Origin of the sequence: Dorea acetigenes (assembly GCF_025567385.1) — a bacterium.
Lineage (GTDB): Bacteria > Bacillota > Clostridia > Lachnospirales > Lachnospiraceae > Claveliimonas > Claveliimonas acetigenes.
Genome location: NZ_JAOQJU010000025.1, coordinates 1 through 18,016 on the forward strand (window position 1 = coordinate 1; position 18,016 = coordinate 18,016).

General features: G+C 45.2%; 16 protein-coding genes. 13 read left to right on the forward strand and 3 right to left on the reverse strand.

The genetic code is table 11. From position 1 onward, the window contains the following. Positions 1 to 106 precede the first annotated feature (106 nt). From OCV99_RS14360 to OCV99_RS14380, 5 genes are all read left to right on the forward strand, one after another. Positions 107 to 1,048 carry an NmrA family NAD(P)-binding protein gene (locus tag OCV99_RS14360; RefSeq protein ID WP_158371471.1) on the forward strand — a complete coding sequence of 314 codons (942 nt, stop codon included), beginning with the start codon at positions 107 to 109 and terminating at the stop codon, positions 1,046 to 1,048. 246 nt (positions 1,049 to 1,294) lie between these two features. Then, the gene (locus OCV99_RS18280) at positions 1,295 to 1,843 is read left to right on the forward strand and encodes a helix-turn-helix domain-containing protein (protein ID WP_334307877.1); all 549 of its coding nucleotides are present in this window, start codon (positions 1,295 to 1,297) and stop codon (positions 1,841 to 1,843) included. Positions 1,844 to 1,856: 13 nt separating this feature from the next. Further along, positions 1,857 to 2,504 carry a helix-turn-helix domain-containing protein gene (locus tag OCV99_RS14370; protein WP_262575792.1) on the forward strand — a complete coding sequence of 216 codons (648 nt, stop codon included), beginning with the start codon at positions 1,857 to 1,859 and terminating at the stop codon, positions 2,502 to 2,504. Positions 2,505 to 2,640: 136 nt separating this feature from the next. Continuing rightward, on the forward strand, positions 2,641 to 2,799 hold the full coding sequence (locus OCV99_RS14375; protein ID WP_262575793.1) for a hypothetical protein: 159 nt from the start codon (positions 2,641 to 2,643) through the stop codon (positions 2,797 to 2,799). Next, complete coding sequence (locus OCV99_RS14380) at positions 2,796 to 7,721, forward strand: DUF6273 domain-containing protein (protein WP_158371474.1); 4,926 nt, start codon at positions 2,796 to 2,798, stop codon at positions 7,719 to 7,721. The genes OCV99_RS14375 and OCV99_RS14380 overlap by 4 nt, the downstream gene beginning before the upstream one ends. Before the next feature lie 554 nt (positions 7,722 to 8,275). Here OCV99_RS14380 and OCV99_RS14390 read toward each other — a convergent pair. Together OCV99_RS14390 and OCV99_RS14395 are read right to left on the reverse strand one after the other, a co-directional pair. Beyond that, positions 8,276 to 8,809 carry a flavodoxin domain-containing protein gene (locus OCV99_RS14390; protein ID WP_158371476.1) on the reverse strand — a complete coding sequence of 178 codons (534 nt, stop codon included), beginning with the start codon at positions 8,807 to 8,809 and terminating at the stop codon, positions 8,276 to 8,278. Between the two features lie 2 nt (positions 8,810 to 8,811). Then, entirely contained in the window at positions 8,812 to 9,378 is a 567-nt protein-coding gene (locus OCV99_RS14395; protein WP_158371478.1) for a TetR/AcrR family transcriptional regulator, read from the reverse strand. Positions 9,379 to 9,656: 278 nt separating this feature from the next. Here OCV99_RS14395 and OCV99_RS18285 point away from each other — a divergent pair, with 278 nt between their 5' ends. The 6 genes from OCV99_RS18285 (at position 9,657) to OCV99_RS14425 (ending at position 13,080) form a co-directional block, all read left to right on the forward strand. After that, entirely contained in the window at positions 9,657 to 9,797 is a 141-nt protein-coding gene (locus tag OCV99_RS18285) for a DUF1648 domain-containing protein (RefSeq protein WP_262575795.1), read from the forward strand. Positions 9,798 to 9,838: 41 nt separating this feature from the next. Next, the gene (locus OCV99_RS14405) at positions 9,839 to 9,961 is read left to right on the forward strand and encodes an AAA family ATPase (protein WP_262575797.1); all 123 of its coding nucleotides are present in this window, start codon (positions 9,839 to 9,841) and stop codon (positions 9,959 to 9,961) included. Further along, on the forward strand, positions 9,939 to 10,283 hold the full coding sequence (locus OCV99_RS14410) for a hypothetical protein (protein ID WP_262575798.1): 345 nt from the start codon (positions 9,939 to 9,941) through the stop codon (positions 10,281 to 10,283). Before OCV99_RS14405 ends, OCV99_RS14410 begins: the two co-directional genes overlap by 23 nt. Before the next feature lie 122 nt (positions 10,284 to 10,405). Continuing rightward, entirely contained in the window at positions 10,406 to 11,410 is a 1,005-nt protein-coding gene (locus tag OCV99_RS14415; protein WP_158371479.1) for an aldo/keto reductase, read from the forward strand. Positions 11,411 to 11,596: 186 nt separating this feature from the next. After that, complete coding sequence (locus tag OCV99_RS14420) at positions 11,597 to 12,508, forward strand: hypothetical protein (RefSeq protein ID WP_158371481.1); 912 nt, start codon at positions 11,597 to 11,599, stop codon at positions 12,506 to 12,508. A gap of 38 nt (positions 12,509 to 12,546) precedes the next feature. Next, positions 12,547 to 13,080, forward strand: a complete 534-nt coding sequence (locus OCV99_RS14425) for a nitroreductase family protein (RefSeq protein WP_158371482.1) — start codon at positions 12,547 to 12,549, stop codon at positions 13,078 to 13,080. Positions 13,081 to 13,160: 80 nt separating this feature from the next. On the opposite strand, the gene OCV99_RS14430 is transcribed toward OCV99_RS14425, so the two are convergent. Beyond that, positions 13,161 to 13,667, reverse strand: coding sequence for a GNAT family N-acetyltransferase (locus tag OCV99_RS14430; protein WP_158371484.1), 507 nt, complete (start codon positions 13,665 to 13,667; stop codon positions 13,161 to 13,163). 120 nt (positions 13,668 to 13,787) lie between these two features. Between OCV99_RS14430 and OCV99_RS14435 the strand changes: the two genes are divergently transcribed. After that, positions 13,788 to 14,492, forward strand: coding sequence for an ABC transporter ATP-binding protein (locus tag OCV99_RS14435; protein WP_158371486.1), 705 nt, complete (start codon positions 13,788 to 13,790; stop codon positions 14,490 to 14,492). A gap of 15 nt (positions 14,493 to 14,507) precedes the next feature. Continuing rightward, positions 14,508 to 18,008 carry an FtsX-like permease family protein gene (locus tag OCV99_RS14440; protein WP_158371488.1) on the forward strand — a complete coding sequence of 1,167 codons (3,501 nt, stop codon included), beginning with the start codon at positions 14,508 to 14,510 and terminating at the stop codon, positions 18,006 to 18,008. Positions 18,009 to 18,016 lie beyond the last annotated feature (8 nt).

Genomic DNA, 18,016 nt, shown 5'->3' on the forward strand with positions numbered 1-18,016 from the left:
CTCTTTTTATTGCAGATTTCCCTAAAAATCAAGGTTTTTATTAGATTTTAGTACAAAAAAACAGGTAGTTTTTGACACTACCACAAATACTTAGGAGGTATTCAAAATGAAGATTTTGCTTAACGGTGTAGACGGTAATTTTGGGGGAAAGGCAGCTGCGGTTCTTTTAGAGAAATGGCCGCACGAGAATCTTGTGTTTGCAGCGCCAACAGAAAAAGGACTTGAAAAGTACAAAGATGTAGATGTTGAGAAGAGGATTGCGGACTTCAACGATGAAGAGGGGCTGGTAAAGGCTTTCACAGGAATAGATACAATGGTGCTTATTTCAATGCCCTTCGTAGGACCAAAGAGAAGAGCAGCTCAGAAGAGAGCGCTTGATGCAGCGGTTAAGGCCGGTGTGAATCGCCTGGTGTATACATCAATTGTAGGCGCCGGAGAGCCCGATATTGATACATATGAGGTAAATGACCATGTATGGTTTGAAGCTTATGTTAAAGAACAGCCAATTCACTATCTGTTCTTAAGGGATTCCCAATATGCAGAGGCAATGGTTTCAAACTACATCAATGCATATACCAATACAGATAATGTACTTGCAAATAATATGGCAGATGGAAAGATGGCTTACATTTCAAGAGACGATTGTGCAGTTGCTTGCGCATATGCCGCAATGTCTGACTGGCAGGATCGGGTAATTGATGTCAATGGAGCAGAACTTCTTACAATTGGTGAATACATTGCAATCGCTAATGATGTTACTGGACATGATGTAAAATATGTAGCAATCAGCGATGATGAACAGTATGCATTTTTCGATTCAATTGGCGTACCAAGAACAACGGATGATATGTGGGCTCAGACTGCTACAAATTTTCCATTCTGTTCAGATGGAATGGTTACATTTGGAAGGGCAATTCGTCAAAACCAAATGGCGGTGTTGACAGATGATTTTGAGAAGCTTACAGGAAGAAAGCCTCTTACTGTAAGAGAAATTTTCGAGCATATGGACGATCATCTTATTGGAAGCCGTACATCAACAGAGGATTAATTGTGGAGTCCGGCTTTTTGGAATCTTCTGAAAACGGCACAGTATAAAGGCTCTTGTCCATAACGGGATTTTGTAAACAGTATTACTACGTTCGTATCAAGTAGAGAAAATTATTATTTGAAAAGAAGTGAGATTGAAATACACAAAAAAGCGCCGCACAAAACTTGAAAGTATACGATATTTCGTAATATAATAGAGGGCGAAAACAAGCGGAAAACAATCTGCAGATATAAAGGCGGTGGCAGCATGAAACAATATCTTTCTCTCCGGGAAACAGCGGAAAAATGGGGCGTGTCGGAACGGAGGATCAACCAATACTGCGCGGAGGGACGTATCCCCGGCGCACAGAAAATCGGAAATGCCTGGGCGGTTCCTGCCGACGCGGAAAAACCCAAAGACCCGCGCCGGACCAGACGGCAGACAAAACCCTCTGCAAAAGAAGCAGACGCGGGCGGGATTGACTACACAAATCTGATGCCCTTAATGAATACGGCTTTTGCGCCGGGACATTGTCGGGAAACGGTGGAAGCGATGGCGGCAGGCCCACGGCGGGACATCGCTATGGCGGAGTATCACTATTTCAGCGGACAGCCGGAAGCGGCGGCAAAAGAGGCGGAAGCCTATCTCACCAGCCCCGACATGGGAGCGCGGTTCTCTGCCTGTCTGATCTATGCCTATGCCAATCTCCCTATGGGGCAGATACAGCGGACGCGTTTTGCCCTGGGGGGAGCTGAACGCTTCCCTCGCCGCTGCGGGGGAAAAGTCGTCCCAGTTTCGGGCGGCGTCGGCCTTTAGCGCGTCAATGGGGATGGTGCTTTTACATTTGCCGCTGCCGGAGAAAATGCCGGAGGCCGACAGCTTCCTGCCTTTGCTGCCGCCGGGAGTTCGCGCTTATGCCCTGTATGTGCAGGCCCATTATCTCTATTTGAAAGGAGAATACGCCAAAAGCGCGGGATTGGTGACGGCTACCCTGGCTATGGGCGCATCCAGCTACCCGATTCCCGCTATCTACCTGCATCTGGCAGCGGTCATGGACTACATGAGCATGAAACAGCCTGACCAAGCGAAGGCCCATCTTCTGGCTGCGTGGGAGCTTGCCCGCCTCGATGATTTGATCGAGGGCTTTGGAGAACACCACGGGCTTTTGGGGGCTATGCTGGAAGCGGTCATTAAACCAAAATGGCCGAAAGATTTTAAGAGGATTATCGACATTACCTATCGTTTCTCTTCGGGCTGGCGTAGAGTTCATAACCCCATAACAGGGCATGATGTGGCGGACGATTTAACCACCACGGAGTTTGCGATTGCCATGCTTGCTGCCCGTGACTGGACGACACAGGAGATCGCAAAACACCTGAAAATATCAGTAAATACGGTCAAAAGCCACATTTCCGAGGCCATGCGTAAATTGAATGTGGAGAACCGAAAAGACCTCAAAAAGTATATGCTTTTATAGGCAAAGTGACCCCCGAAAAGGATTTCGGGGGTCACCCATTTTGGGGGTCAAAATGGGTAATAGTCTTCCCTTTTTCTTTTCTGTATAATATAAGTGCGAGCATAGAACCGCCGCTAACCAAGGGGGAGGGTGAGAAGTGGAACAGGTCAAACCGGCCAGCATTGATTGCGGCTCCGGCAGCCACTATCACCAATTCTCCGGATCTCTGATGGGGTATGCAGGAATGAATCAAGATGCTCTGGCAGGAAATCCAAAAGAACCAAAGCCAAGAGCAAAAAAGGAGGACACAACATGAAAAAACGATTATTTTCGGCATTGCTCTGCTTTTGCCTGCTGGCAGGGCTATTGCCGGCAGCAGCATTTGCAGTGGAAACAGACACAGGCAAAGCCATACAACTTGGCACAAGTGCCATCAAAAAGGGAGACAGCGTTTATTACGGGACCTGCGACAGCGAGATAAACGGATATACGCAAGGCGATGCCATCCAGTGGCAGGTACTCGACGCTGAAAACGATAATACCGGTAGCGATGGAATGTTTTTGCTGTCAAAATATCTGCTGAAGGATATTCAGTTTGAAGCTGCAGGACAGACCAACATCTGGCAGAACAGTGACGCGCAGGAGTGGTGTAAGAACTTTGTGAAAAGTTCTTTTGCAACAGGGGAACAGACCGGAATCAAGGCGTTAACAAAAACAGATAATGTTGAATCCTTATATGGCGTTGGTTGGGGAGAGAGCCAGTTAGATCAAGATCAGGTATTCTTCTTATCGGCAAGAGAAGCCAGTGATTACTTAAGTTCATATGATGGAGCGGATGAATTAAAAGCAACGTATAAAAATGGAGATTCATGGTTCTGGTGGCTGCGGTCGCCTGCTTTCGACAAGAGTGATGATGTGGGGCTTGTGATTGATGGTGGCGCGGTGTCTAAGACCATTGCAAGTAGCAATTACGCCGCACGCCCTGCTTTTAATCTGAAGCTGGACGCTGTTCTCTTCTCATCTGCCACAGTCGGCGGCAAAGCGGATACGGCGGTGGATGGCAACCTAACAGCAGTCGGCACAACCGGAACGGACTGGAAACTGACGTTACCGGACGAAAGTCGCAGTTTTTCAGCCAATGTGGACGGGCAGGCAAGTGTTTCCGCATCGGCGGGCGACAACGTACAGATTACTTATTCTGGTGCGCAGACAGGCGACAACGAATATGTTTCCGTCCTGCTTTGCGACAGCAGCGATACTGTCCTTTACTACGGAAATATTGCTAGGAACAGCGAAAGCGGTACAGCAAGTGTCATCATACCCGTTGATCTTCAACCGGGCAGCTATACCCTCAAGGTGTTCAGCGAGCAATATAACGGCGATTATAAAACCGACTATGCCAGCGCATTTCAGCCGGTTGACCTTACCGTCTCTAGTAATATTGCCGGAACACCTGCGATAACGTCTCAGCCGCAGGACGAGACTTATATTATCGGCGATACGGTGCATACAATCAGCGTAGAAGCAAGCGCTTCCGATGGCGGTACGCTCAGCTATCAGTGGTACAGCAATATGACTGACAGCAATTCCGGCGGCACAAAGCTTGACGAAGAAACGAATAGCAGTTATACGCCCGATATATCGGCGGAAGGGACGACATACTACTATTGCGTTGTAACGAATACATTAGGCGGCACGACCGCCGAAACGGTATCTGACACGGCTAAAATAGAAGTGCTGCCTGTTTTTGAAGAATATGATCTGTATATATATGCCGAATCGGGATACAACAATATCCGAGTTACAAACATGAACGCCAGCGACGTCCTTGGAGACGGCGGAACGGTATCGTACGACGCGTCTACATGTACCTTGACGCTTGACAATGCCAAAATAGCGGGAATTATGACATATGGCAATGAACAAAAAACTTTGACTATCAATGTTGCGGGAGACAGCGTTATCGAGTCGCCACAGTACAACGCTATTCGTTTACAGGGATCTAGACGAACTGTTTCAGGGAATAGGATATATTACCGAGACAAGCTGATTATCACCGGAGACGGCAAGCTGACAATCAATGCCTTGGGCGATTACACGGTTGGTATCTCTACCTATGACAATGTGACTATAGAGGAAGCAAACGTAGAGATAAATGCGGCCAATTACACAGCGATTGTTATAGACACTCAAAACGATCCGAACCAGGGTGATATAGATCTGAACATTGTCAACAGTACCGTTACTGCTACAACAAAGGGTTCAGAAACGAATGCTTTCTATATAACTAGCGGTGGGATTAAAATAAATAATTCTGACGTAACAGTACAAGCAGCGTCATCTGGTTATCCGACGCTGTGGGCAGCAACCGGCATCGAAATCACGGGTGGCAGCGATGTGACTGCAGCGACAGGCGATGGAAACGCTTTCTATTCCCCCGGAGGAATCAAGATTGACGGCTCCGTCGTAACTGCAAACGGAGAAACCTCATACAATCCGGCTATGTATGCTAATTTCATCGAAATCACAGGTGGCAGCGATGTGACGGCAACGACAGGCGATGGAAACGCAATATGGGCTGCTGACGGCGGTATTCTCATTGATAATTCGGCAGTAAAAGCAACTGTTATAGGAGAGTACGGAAGTTATGTAATCTATACCTATGAAGGGGATGTTGTAATCAGAAACGGCAGTAATGTTACGGCGGAAAGCGCCACAGATACTGCGATGATTTGTGTAGAGGGCAATATGACGGTCGCAGACAGTACCGTAATAGCTGTCGGTGGCACTTGTGAAGGAATAGTCGTAGACAAAACGCTTGATGCAAAAAATTCAACAGTTAACATATCGAGAGCAGCCGCTGTCAGCGATCCCGCAATCGTGGTTTGCCAGTTGAATGTGGAGGCATCCGAAATAACTGCTGATGGCGGAATACGATTTTACAATTACAGCACTGGTAATACAGATAACATCGCCTTCAGTATGACTCCCGCTTCCGGAAAGCTCGTGGAGTTAAAGGTGGATGATGCGAACCATGACGGTTCAGCCGCCGTACATTTTAATAAAGGAGCAGAATCTCCTTATGATACGACTGTGAATTTTGACACCGATGCAATGAGCACACTTTACGATTACAAATATGTCCGTATCGGCGAACACACCCATGCGGGCGGAACAGCTACATGTACAGATCCGGTGGTGTGCGACGACTGCGGAAGGCAATACGGCGACGTCGACCCGGATAATCACAGCTTCACAAACTATGTGTACAACAACGATGCTACCTGTACGGCAGACGGAACAGAAACGGCAGAATGCGACCGTTGCGGCAAGACAGATACCCGTGAAAAAGCAGGCTCGATGCTCGGACACAATGCGGTGAAGACCGAAGCGAAAGCCGCCACCTGCACCGAGGACGGTAATACGGAGTACTGGACTTGCGGAACGTGTGGAAAATATTTCAGCGATGCCGATGGTAAGACAGAAATCATACTTGCCGATACGGTCATTTCCGCAACCGGCCATACACTGACCCATACCCCGGCGAAAGCCGCGACCTGTATCGAGGAGGGCAATACGGAGTACTGGACTTGCGGAACGTGTGGAAAATATTTCAGCGATGCCGATGGTAAGACAGAAATCATACTTGCCGATACGGTCATTTCCGCAACCGGCCATACACTGACCCATACCCCGGCGAAAGCTGCGACCTGTACCGAGGAGGGCAATACGGAGTACTGGACTTGCGATACTTGCGGTAAGCATTTTAGCGATGCCGAGGGCACAACAGAAATCACTGATCTGGATACCTGGAAAGTGATTCCGAAGCTGAATCATACCTGGTCAGCCGATTATCTGAAAGAAAATGCAGATGCGGATAAACACTACCATGTCTGCACCATCTGCGGTACAAAGGATGCGGGCGAGGCCCATACCTGGAATGTAGAGGCCGCCACCGAGGAAACCGACAAGCACTGTACTGTATGCGGATACGTGGCGGAGGAAAAGCTTGGGCATGTCCATGTGGGCAAGTATGTTGCCGGGAAAGATGCCACATGCACCGAGGAGGGCAGCAAAGAATATTACAGCTGCTCTTGTGGAAGATTCTTTGAGGATGCGGACTGTAAAGTAGAGATTACCGATCTGGATACCTGGAAGGTGATTCCGAAGCTGAATCATACCTGGTCAGCCGATTATCTGAAAGAACATGCAGATGCGGAGAAACACTACCATATCTGTACCGTCTGCGGCACAAGGGACGCAGGCGAGGCCCATACCTGGAATGTAGAGGCCGCCACCGAGGAAACCGACAAGCACTGCACTGTATGCGGATACGTGGCAGAGGCACAGCTTGGACATGTCCATGTGGGTATGTATGTTGTCGGGGAAGATGCCACCTGTACGGAAGATGGCAGCAAAGAATATTATAGCTGCTCCTGCGGCAAATTCTTTGAGGACGAAAGCTGCACGGTAGAGATTACCGACCTGAATACCTGGAAGGTGATTCCGAAGGTGGATCATACCTGGTCGGCCGATTATCTGGAAGAACATGCAGATGCGGAGAAACATTACCATGTCTGCACCGTTTGCGGTACAAAGGACGCGGGCGAGAACCATACCTGGAATGTAGAGGCCGCCACCGAGGAGACCGACAGGCACTGTACCGTATGCGGATACGTGGCGGAGGAAAAGCTTGAGCCTGTCCACAACCATCAGGGCAAGCATATTTCCGGCAAAGACGCTACTTGCACCGATGAGGGAAATAATGAATACTGGTACTGCGAGACCTGTGGCAAATATTTCCGCGATGAAGAACTGACACAGGAGATTACAAAGAAAGAAACGGTTATCGAAGCCAGAGGACACGGGAAAGCAGAGCTGAAAAACAAAAAAGAAGCCACTTGTACCACCGAAGGCTATACCGGAGATAAGGTTTGCGAGGACTGCGGTGAGGTTCTTGAAAAGGGAGAGACTATTTCAAAACTTACGCACAGCTACAAAGATGGAACGTGCACGGTTTGCGGCGCTTCCGACCCGAATTACAAAACAGCCGCTCCTACAGGTTCAGGTAAACAAAGTGGCAATGCAGGCAAAAGCGGCAATGTAGGCAAAAGCAGCAATAGTCCGAAGACGGGCGATAACAGCAATATTGCACTGTGGATCTTCCTAATGCTTGTGGCTGGCGCGGCTTTGACCGGTACAACCGTTTACACCCATAAGAAAAAGCGCAGCAGATAATCCTGCGGTATGCGGCAAACCATTTTAAGGATGAAGTGGAGTGATGATACAATCGCCATAGAATGGGAATGACCCAATCGGACGTGTTATTATTATTGGATTGGGTGATGAGGTAATTTGATATACGAAAATGGCAGTCCTTTATGGGCTGCCATTTTTTCGCGCAAATCCGCAAATGACGCACAGATAGCGATTTTTTGTGACTTGCATATCATTCAGAACGCGTTATGATGAAAGGGTAACGAAGAAAACGGAGAGAACTCCGTTCTATGAAAATTTAAAAATATTTGTAACGAAACTATCTTTTCTTCGACTAACCTATGAGAAGAAGGAGGTGAGCAGTTCTGGATTACGAAAAACTGTATCATTCATACTATTTGCAAGTATATTCATATGTTATGACAATTATAAAAAATTAGTCCTATGCAGAAGAAATAACTCAAAATACATTTTTTAAGGCAATGAATGCAAAAAAACTCAAAGTTTTCAGAATTAGATGAAACAGCTCCAATATCAACGGTTGATGAAAAGAAATAGAAAAATTTCTTACAAACCTATATGGTTTCTCGCAAATACTTCATGAGTGGGATTAAGTAGTTTTTATCTGTCCAATCGCAGCTTTTTCCGTCGGCGCACATAAGAGCCTTCATCCACGGCTCATATGTATCGGGATCCTTTTTGGCTATGGATTTTTTCAGCATTTTACATAAGGTCCTGTCCATGAATTTCATTTTGCTTTCATCCCATGCGCCTCTTCCATAAAAAAGCGGAATATCGCTCAATCTGCCCGTTAAATTATGTGCCTTGATTTCTTTCAAGGCATTTTCGTCATAGGGAGAGGCGCTTACGCAGAATACAGCTATTCTTTTATCTTTCAGTTTCTCGATATTCTTCTTTAAAAACGATAATCCTGCTATTCCGGAAGCATATACGCCGCCGCATAATAGGATGGTTCCGTATTGTGAGACTTCACTCATTGATGTTTTTGATATTTCCGCACAATGGAAGTCGGTCATGTCCTGAAGCCACTTAACATACTTTTTTGTAGCACCATATTTTGACTGATAAATGATAATTCCTTTTGTCATAATTAATGATTATCCTCCAATGCCTGTTTTAAAAATGCTTCATAGGCAGTTTCTTGCTGTGCAAATATTTCATCCGCTGAAATGCCCGGTGTTGTTACTGAGAAAATCGTACCGATGCCAATCGTATAAATCAACATATTTAAATGCAGTTGTCTGGCATGTGTTGTACTGATGTGTAATTTGTCGGCAATGATTTCGGCAAGCTGTGGATTGGTTTCTGCTTGATATAAATCATCCAGCGAGGAGATTCCCTGGCGTTGGTGTAAAATAAAAATCTTAAATAGGTGAGGTTCTTCTTTGGCTAATTGAATGTATGATTTTCCTGTACTGCGGAACAAATCGTCTTTGTTAATATGAGCCGCTACATATTCTTGTATAAAACGATTGACTTGCAGAATTACATCTTGCCGCAGGCCATCCATATTTTTACAGTAACTATAAATGGGCTGCACAGAGCATCCGATTTTGTCCGCGATATTTTTTACCATAACTTGTTCCATCCCACTGCTTCTTGCAATTTCAAAGGCGGCATTGACAACCATTTCTTTCGTGATTCTTTGCTTTGGCATTCGTTATCTCCTTATAATTAGTTTATATAAATGAGTTATATAAGCTAATTATAAATAAAGAAATAGAAATTGTCAAGAGCTCTTTTTTGTACAAAGATTAAGAGAAAAAAAGGAAGAGAAAAGGATATACTGATGTGGCAGAGTGGCTTCCTTCCTCGGGGTATGGATACTTGTAGTGGAAAAGTAGGTAAAAATGTATTTTATTGGCGTAGGATTTTTGTTGAAGATGATGAAAAAAGGTAGTAAAATGTAGTGAGAGCAGAAATAAGTATATTTTTTTGCCGGGAATTATTCCCGTTCATTTTACAAACGGAATAGCAGATGATTTTGGGAGTAAAATAAAGATTTTCCTTTTCCACGTTTTATTATTGATAATTACAATTATATGTTATTTATGCTTCGTTTGTATAGAAAACTGATGAAATGTTCAGAGTTGGATAACGAGTAGAGGTGATCTGATATGAGAAAAGCGATGCCAATCGGTGTGGATAATTTTGAAGAATTAATCACAAATGATTATCATTATGTAGACAAAACGATGCTCATAAAAGAGTTGCTTGATGGGGAAATACCCGGTTGTTAATTTGACGCTGAAATCGGCAAAACAGAGTACTTTTGAGTCTGCATATTACAAGTTCAAAGAAGAAATTGCGGAAGAATTTGGCAGGCATCATGCTTTTCCGCGTCCATACTGGATTAACACCAGTTCAAATGAGATTATTAAGGATATGGTTGGACGGGCTGACCGGGAGATGCGGGTACAGCTTGAGATGCTTTTGGATGGAAAGACAATGGACATTCCTATACATGAAGAGATTACTTATGCAGATATGTATGAGAGTGGAGAGAATCTATGGAATTTTCTGTATTTTACGGGATATCTGACGAAGGCAGAAGAAATATAGCAGAGCTTCAGTCGGAAGGATACAGTGACATTCTTTGTTATGGGATTTCTTTTTATCAAAAGGATTGCGAAGTGATGGCGGATTGCATCTAAAAGGCTGCCGGATAATTGGAGGGATCGAATATGGAATATACAAACTTAGGAAATACGGACATTCAAATTTCTAAACTATGCGTTGGCTGTATGAGCTTCGGCAAGGCAGGAGCCATGCATGACTGGACATTGGATGAAAGCAGCACGGAGCAGCTTGTCAGGCACGCTCTGGATCTTGGCATTAATTTTTTCGATACGGCTAACGGTTACTCTGCCGGAACCAGTGAGGAATATCTGGGGCGGGCGCTGAAAAAGAATATTGCCCGTGACAAGGTTGTGATTGCTTCCAAGGTCTATTTCAACCCCGGCAGATTGTCTGCCCCGGCTATCCGCCGGGAAATCGACGGGACGCTCCGGCGGCTGGGAACAGACTATCTGGATTTGTACATCATTCACCGCTTTGATTATGAAACGCCCATTGAGGAAACGATGGAAGCTCTGAATGAGTTGGTGCAAGCCGGAAAAGTGCGGGCGCTGGGCGCTTCTGCTATGTACGGATATCAATTTTATAATATGCAGCTCGCAGCTCACAACCACGGCTGGGCGCAGTTTGAAGCCATGGAAAATCATTATAACCTTCTCTACCGGGAGGATGAACGGGAACTCATCCCCATTTGTAAACAGATGGGTGTGTCTCTAATGCCCTACAGTCCTTTGGCAGCAGGACACCTGGCTCGGCCAGAGTGGAAAGCGGATACGCTTCGCAGCCGTACCGACCGGGTAGCCATGGGCAAATATGACCGTACCCAAGAACAGGATATGCAGATTGTGAACCGGGTTCATGAACTGGCGGTGCGTTATGGTGTAAAGATGTCTCAGATTGCTATCGCATGGCACTGGGCCAAAGGTGTCGCAGCTCCCATCATCGGAGCGACGAAGGCTAACTACTTTGACGATGCAGTGGGAGCGTTGGCTGTAAAGCTGACGACAGAGGATATTGCCTGGCTGGAAGAGCCCTATTTTCCCCACCGGATTGTAGGCGCTATTGACCGAAATCCTGCAGATGGTGTCATGCTGTTGGATGAAAAGAAGTAAAAAGAAGGCGCTTATGCAGAATACAGCTGTTTTTACCCTTCAAGCTCTCTTTTTTGCGTGTAAGAAATCACAGTGATATGTCAGAATAAGATAGATTTACAGGGGATAATGTGATAAAATATTTGAAAACTAACGGTGGTTTTTTGTATTGCCGCTGTAAAAGTGATGGAAAAGGAGGAAAAGAGAATGAAAAAATGTAAGAAGGGGATTATGATTTTATTGACGCTCATGATGTCGCTGGCTATGTTGTCAGGGTGTGGGGCGAAAGAGCTGGATGCTGAAGCGGCGGTGGATGCATATCTTAGGGCAGAGCTGCAGGGAGATATCGATGATTATGCAGAATTACTGGGAAGAGATAAGGAAGATGTCCAGGAAGAATATGACACCAATATTGATGATATGATGGAGATGTTTGCAGAAGTAGAAGTTCTGGGAGGAAGTTTTACAGATGATTTTCCACAGGCTGTTAAGGATGTGCTGGCATCAGCAAAATATGAGATTACAGGGTCTGAAAAAGATGACGACGGGAACTATACTGTCGATGTAACCGTATATCCGTCGGATGTGTTCGATATTTTTTATGAAAAGACTATGGAAGCTGCTGTAAGTGCGGAAGATACCTCTGACATAGGAGGGATTGTTTTGCAGGCGCTGAAAGATGCAATGGACGAGCAGACTTTTGGCGATGGGGAAGTACATCAGGTCAGAATTGATTATGATGAAGATGAGAAGCTATATGAGTTTAATGAAGATGATACCACAGAATTAATGGAAGCTTTCTTTGCGACGGAGGATACGATAGAGCAGCTTTATGAGCCTACGGGAACTGTCTATGATAATGAGTATTTGAATTGGACGAAAACAGAATGGGAGGCTGCATCCGAGGAAGAGAGGACACAGTGCTGTCTTGCTCTGGTTCAGGAGATGCAGGGATTGACAGATGAAGAGATGGCAATGATTGACCTGAATGATGAGACGATTCAGCAGGGAATTCAACAGATGAAAGATGGGCTTGATTTAAGCTTTGAAAATGGAATGAATGTCAGTATTGGAGATTATGCGGCAATAGTTCAGGGAGAAACAGGTGCTGAAGAATAAGAAGGCGTTCTCCATTATAAAATGAAGGAGGAGTTTCTGTGGAATTACAAGCATGTTTAGAAAACAGGAGGAGCATCAGACAATATAAAGATACGCCTGTATCAAGGGAAGTTATTAAGGAATTGATTGAGGCAGCGATATTGGCGCCGTCATGGAAGAACAGTCAGGTATCCCGGTATTATGTGGCTGATGGAGAGAAGAAGGCGCAGTTGGCAGAGTGTCTGCCTGATTTCAACCAGAAGAATGTGAAGGATGCTCCCGTACTTATTGTTTCTGCGGTTGTGAAAGGAAGAAGCGGATTTGAGAGGGATGGCAGTTATTCGACTCATTTAAAAGAAGGCTTTCAGTATTTTGATAATGGACTGCAGGTGGCAAATCTTTGTCTGAAAGCGAAGGAATTGGGATTGGGAACGCTCGTTATGGGACTTTATGATGAAGCGGCAATCAGAGAATTTTTCCATATTGATGATACCCAGGAGATTGTATCCGTAATCAGTGTCGGGTATCCGGATATAGATCCGGTGAAGCCGAAGAGAAAAGCGGCGGAAGAGATTACTGTTTTTGCAGATTAGAGACTTCAAAGAGCATATAGATGTTTAAAGTGATTGTAGAAAAAACCAGGGTTACCGGCCTGTTTAGCCGGTCTCCCTGGTTAAAGATTATATTCCAGAATATAATCATCCATGTAGAATCCGTTTCCGATATCTGCTTTCTGTTCCCGGACCGTTATAAATCCCCAATGATGATAGACATTCAGGGTATTTTCGTTATGTTTGTTGCAGGTGAGCCAGATTTTGGATAATTTCCGTTCGCGGCACAGATCCGTAAGAAACCGGAAGACTTCCGTGCTTAAGTGTTGTCCGCGAAAGTTCTTATGAAGATACAGTTTGCTCAGAAACAGAGCGCCATCTTCTTCGTGTATTCCTGTGTAGCCGGCAAAAGTATGGCCGCTGTATACTTTAAAATATTCATATCCCTCTTCAATTTGCTCTTTGAGTGCCGGGTAGGACTGGAATTTTTCTACCATGTAATTTACCTGGGCTTCTCCTATAATGTCTGTAAAATGCTGATGCCAGATTTCGTCTGCTAATACGGCAATATCCTGTATTTCTGCGTCTGTTTTTGCCGGAATGATTGTAGCTGTATTTATTTTCCCCATCTCCCTTCTAAAATTCTTATAAATTATACCAAAATAATTCTTACATATGTTATTATATAAGAAATAAGGCACGGAAACAATGAATATTTATGAATATTATACAACTTTTGGAGGATTTCTATGAATGCATTTGTAACGCTGGAAGATGTAACGAAAGTATATCATATGGGTGAAGTGGATATTGCAGCAGCGGATGGAATCAGTTTTGAGATAGAAAAGGGAGAATTTGCTGTAGTAGTAGGACCGAGTGGAGCGGGGAAGACAACTGTTCTGAATATTCTGGGAGGAATGGATACAGCCACTGACGGAATTGTGGAAGTGGATGGAGAGGATATATCAGCTTATAGCCAGAGGCAGCTTACTGCATACCGGAGAGATGATATTGGATTTGTATTCCAGTTCTACAATCTGGTGCCGAACCTGACAGCGCTTGAAAATGTCGAACTTGCCCTTCAGATCTGTAAGGAACCGCTGGATGCTGCGGAGGTTCTCAGAGAGGTGGGGCTTAAGGATCGCCTGGACAATTTCCCGGCGCAGCTGTCAGGAGGAGAGCAGCAGCGTGTGTCGATTGCCAGGGCGCTTGCGAAGAACCCGAAGCTTTTGTTGTGTGACGAGCCGACAGGGGCATTGGATTATAATACCGGAAAGTCTATTCTGAAGCTTCTTCAGGATACTTGCCGGGAAAGAGGGATGACGGTAATTCTGATTACACATAATTCGGCAATTGCTCCCATGGCTGATCGGGTAATTAAGATTAAAAATGGAAAGGTTGCAGAAATTATTGTGAACAGACATCCGGTTTCGGTTGAGACGATTGAGTGGTAAAAAGGAGCCAAGAGTATGAATAATAAAATAATGCGAAAGGATTTCTATATGGAAGTCCGCAGAAGCCCGGGCAGGTTTTTATCTATCTTTTTAATCGTGGCGATGGGAGTTGCCTTTTTTTCGGGTATCCGTTCTGCCCAACCAGATATGCTGTATACCGGAGATTCGTATTTTGATGAACACCGTCTGATGGATATCAAAGTAATCAGCACACTGGGAATTACAGAGAGTGACCTGGAGGCTTTGGAAGAGGTGGATGGTGTAGAGTTGGCAGAAGGCGGATATAGCGTCGATGCATTGAGTAAAGGAGAAGAGAATCAGAAGGTTTTACATATTATGTCCATGCTTCCGACGATGAATGAGGTGGATGTGGAAGAAGGAAGGATGCCCGTAAATGAAGGGGAATGTCTGGTGGATGACAGAAGCAGTTATCAGGTTGGCGATCTTATATGGGTAGAATCCGGTACAGATACGTCCATTAAGGATACTCTCAAAACGGATGAATGGAAAGTGGTAGGGAAGGCAAGCAGTTCCTGCTATATTTCTCTGAATCGTGGGAGCGCTATGATCGGGACAGGGAGTGTCAGTGCATTTGTGATTGTACCGGAAGAGACTTTTAAATCGGAAGTTTATACGGAAGCTTACTTATTGGTGGAAGGAGCAGATGAGCTGGAGGCCTTCAGTGATGACTATGAAGAGCGGGTTGATGAGGTTATTCAAAATATTGAAGATATTACAGGGCTGCGGGGAGAAATACGAAGAAATGAAATTGTGGACGATGCAAATCTTGAACTTGACAAAGCAAGAAAAGAGTTGACTGATGGGAAGTGGGAAGCTGAGAATAAGCTGGCAGATGCCCTGAATCAGATTACGGAAGGCGAGAATCAGCTTCAGGATGCAAAGCAACAGATTGCAGAAGGAGAGAATCTTCTTGCAGAGGCAAAAACGACTTTAGATGAAAAACAGAAGGAATTGGATGATGCGAAGGAGCAGTATGAATCCGGCAGAAGACAGCTTGAGGATGGGAAGGCTGCTTATAGTCAGGGGATGGAGTCTTACAATCAGGGACTGGAAGAATACAACTCTAATTTAGCTGTATACAAACAGAAAGCTCAGGAATACCAGCAGGCGGAAGAAGCATATGCGGCAGGGGAAGCGGAATATCAGCAGGGAAAGGCCTCCTATGAGGAGCAGAAGGCTATTTATGAGCCGATGATTCAGGCAGGAAGAGAAAGTCTGTCAGTTAAGAGGGCTGAGCTGGATGCGGGTTGGGATACTTATTATCAGATGGCAGAAAGCGAAGATGTCCAAGTGCAGCAGCAGGCAGAACTTTTGAAGCAGCAGCTGGATGAGGCGGAAGAAGCTTATCGGCAGGGAGAGGCTGAGATAACCGGTTATCAGCAGGAATTGGATAGCGGAGCGGCGATTCTTGCGGACAGCAGAGCGCAGCTGGATGCGACAAGAGGTATACTGGATGGGGCGAAGAGCGAGTTGGATGCCGGGAAGGCACAGTTGGATGAAGCGTATAATCAGCTTCTTGCGGCAAAGGCTGAGCTGGATGGAAGCAGAGCGCAGCTGCAATCCGGGGAGGAACAGCTTGACGATGCATACCGGCAGCTTCAGGATGGGCAAATGCAGTTGGATGACGGACGGAAAGAGCTAAAGACACAGGAAGATACGCTGAAAGAGGCGAAGTCGGAAATTGCGGAAAAAGAACCTGAACTGGTGGATGCGAAAAGAGAGTATGAAGAAGGAAAGAAAGAGTCAGAAGAAGAAATCGCAGGTGGAGAACAGAAGATTGCAGATGCGGAAAAAGAATTATCTAATGTAGGAGAAGCTGTTTGGTATGTATATGACAGAAGTGTTCTGCCGGAGTATTCCGGCTATGGGGAGAATGCAGACCGTATGAAGGCAATCGGAGGAGTGTTCCCGGTACTGTTCTTTTTAGTGGCAGCGCTGATTAGCCTGACAAGCATGACGCGTATGGTAGAAGAGCAGAGGACGCAGATTGGTACGATGAAAGCGTTGGGATACGGTAGGTTTGCCATTGCGTCTAAATATCTGGGGTATGCGTTGGCCGCCGCGCTTGGAGGCAGTGTTTTGGGGATCCTGGTTGGAGAGAAAGTGATTCCTTATATCATCATATATGCGTATGGCATTATTTATCCTTATATGAATGATATCCTGGTTCCATATAATATGTATTATGCAGTTATGGCTACTGTTGCTGCGACGGCATGTACGCTGGCGGCAACCGGAGCTGCGTGTTATAGAGAGTTGGGGGCGCAGCCGGCAGTTTTGATGCGGCCACCGTCACCCAAGAGTGGAAAACGTGTATTTATGGAGAGAATTACGTTTATTTGGAAACATTTGAGTTTCACGTGGAAATCTACGATACGTAATCTCTTCCGCTATAAGAAACGATTCTTTATGACGGTGTTTGGAATTGGCGGGTGCATGGGTCTGATGTTGTTTGCATTTGGACTGAAGGATTCTATCTACGAAATTGCGGACATCCAGTATGAGGAAATTCAAATTTATGACGGTATGGCATACCTTCAGGAAAATGTGACGGAGGAAGAGAAGGAAAATCTGTCTGCTTATATAGAGGAAGAAGAGGGCATCAAAGAGTCTTTGGATGTAAATATGCGTACGGTGACGCTGGTTCATGATTCTAATAAGAGGGAAGCGTACCAGACAGTTCCGGAAGATTTGGGGCAGATAGATGAATTTGTAAAATTCCATGACCGTGTGGGCAAAGAGGAATATACACTTGGGGATGACGGCGTCATTCTGAGTGAGAAGACGGCAAAGATGCTGGATGTGAAAGAGGGAGACACCATTGAGATTGAGGATACGGATTTCGGGAACCATAAAGTAAAGGTTGCAAATATATGTGAAAATTATATGGGACATTATATGTATATGTCCAGGAATTTGTATGAAGAAATCTATGATGAAGAATTCACTGTGAACTGTATCTATTTTAAGACGGTGGGAGAGACCAATGCCAAGATGGAGGAAACCGGTGAGAAGATACTGAAGCAGGACGCGGTGCTGAATGTCAGCTATCTTCACGATATTGAGCAGCAGCTAAATGACATGTTAAAGAGCCTGAACCTGGTGGTGATTGTGCTGATTGTGTCTGCAGGAATGCTTGCGTTTGTAGTGCTTTATAATCTGAATAATATCAATATTACAGAGCGGCGCAGAGAGCTGGCAACCCTGAAAGTATTGGGGTTCTATGACGGAGAGGTGAGCGCCTATGTATACCGTGAAAATATCATTCTTACTTTTGTTGGTATGGCGGCGGGTATCGTGATTGGAATTTTGCTGCATCGGTTTATCATCGAAACGGTAGAAGTAGATTCCGCAATGTTTGGGAGAATCATTGACTTTTCAAGTTATATCTATAGTATGTTGTTTACGCTGGGATTTTCTTTCTTTGTAAATGGAGTCATGTATTTCAAATTGAAGAAGATCGATATGGTAGAATCTTTGAAGAGCGTGGAGTAAGTAGAGTT

Coding starts and splice junctions, on each gene's coding strand:
- OCV99_RS14360 (WP_158371471.1), top strand. CDS start 107: ATGAAGATTTTGCTTAACGGTGTAGACGGTAATTTTGGGGGAAAGGCA.
- OCV99_RS18280 (WP_334307877.1), top strand. CDS start 1,295: ATGAAACAATATCTTTCTCTCCGGGAAACAGCGGAAAAATGGGGCGTG.
- OCV99_RS14370 (WP_262575792.1), top strand. CDS start 1,857: ATGGTGCTTTTACATTTGCCGCTGCCGGAGAAAATGCCGGAGGCCGAC.
- OCV99_RS14380 (WP_158371474.1), top strand. CDS start 2,796: ATGAAAAAACGATTATTTTCGGCATTGCTCTGCTTTTGCCTGCTGGCA.
- OCV99_RS14390 (WP_158371476.1), bottom strand. CDS start 8,809: ATGACAAAAGGAATTATCATTTATCAGTCAAAATATGGTGCTACAAAA.
- OCV99_RS14395 (WP_158371478.1), bottom strand. CDS start 9,378: ATGCCAAAGCAAAGAATCACGAAAGAAATGGTTGTCAATGCCGCCTTT.
- OCV99_RS14405 (WP_262575797.1), top strand. CDS start 9,839: ATGAGAAAAGCGATGCCAATCGGTGTGGATAATTTTGAAGAATTAATC.
- OCV99_RS14410 (WP_262575798.1), top strand. CDS start 9,939: ATGGGGAAATACCCGGTTGTTAATTTGACGCTGAAATCGGCAAAACAG.
- OCV99_RS14415 (WP_158371479.1), top strand. CDS start 10,406: ATGGAATATACAAACTTAGGAAATACGGACATTCAAATTTCTAAACTA.
- OCV99_RS14420 (WP_158371481.1), top strand. CDS start 11,597: ATGAAAAAATGTAAGAAGGGGATTATGATTTTATTGACGCTCATGATG.
- OCV99_RS14430 (WP_158371484.1), bottom strand. CDS start 13,667: ATGGGGAAAATAAATACAGCTACAATCATTCCGGCAAAAACAGACGCA.
- OCV99_RS14435 (WP_158371486.1), top strand. CDS start 13,788: ATGAATGCATTTGTAACGCTGGAAGATGTAACGAAAGTATATCATATG.
- OCV99_RS14440 (WP_158371488.1), top strand. CDS start 14,508: ATGAATAATAAAATAATGCGAAAGGATTTCTATATGGAAGTCCGCAGA.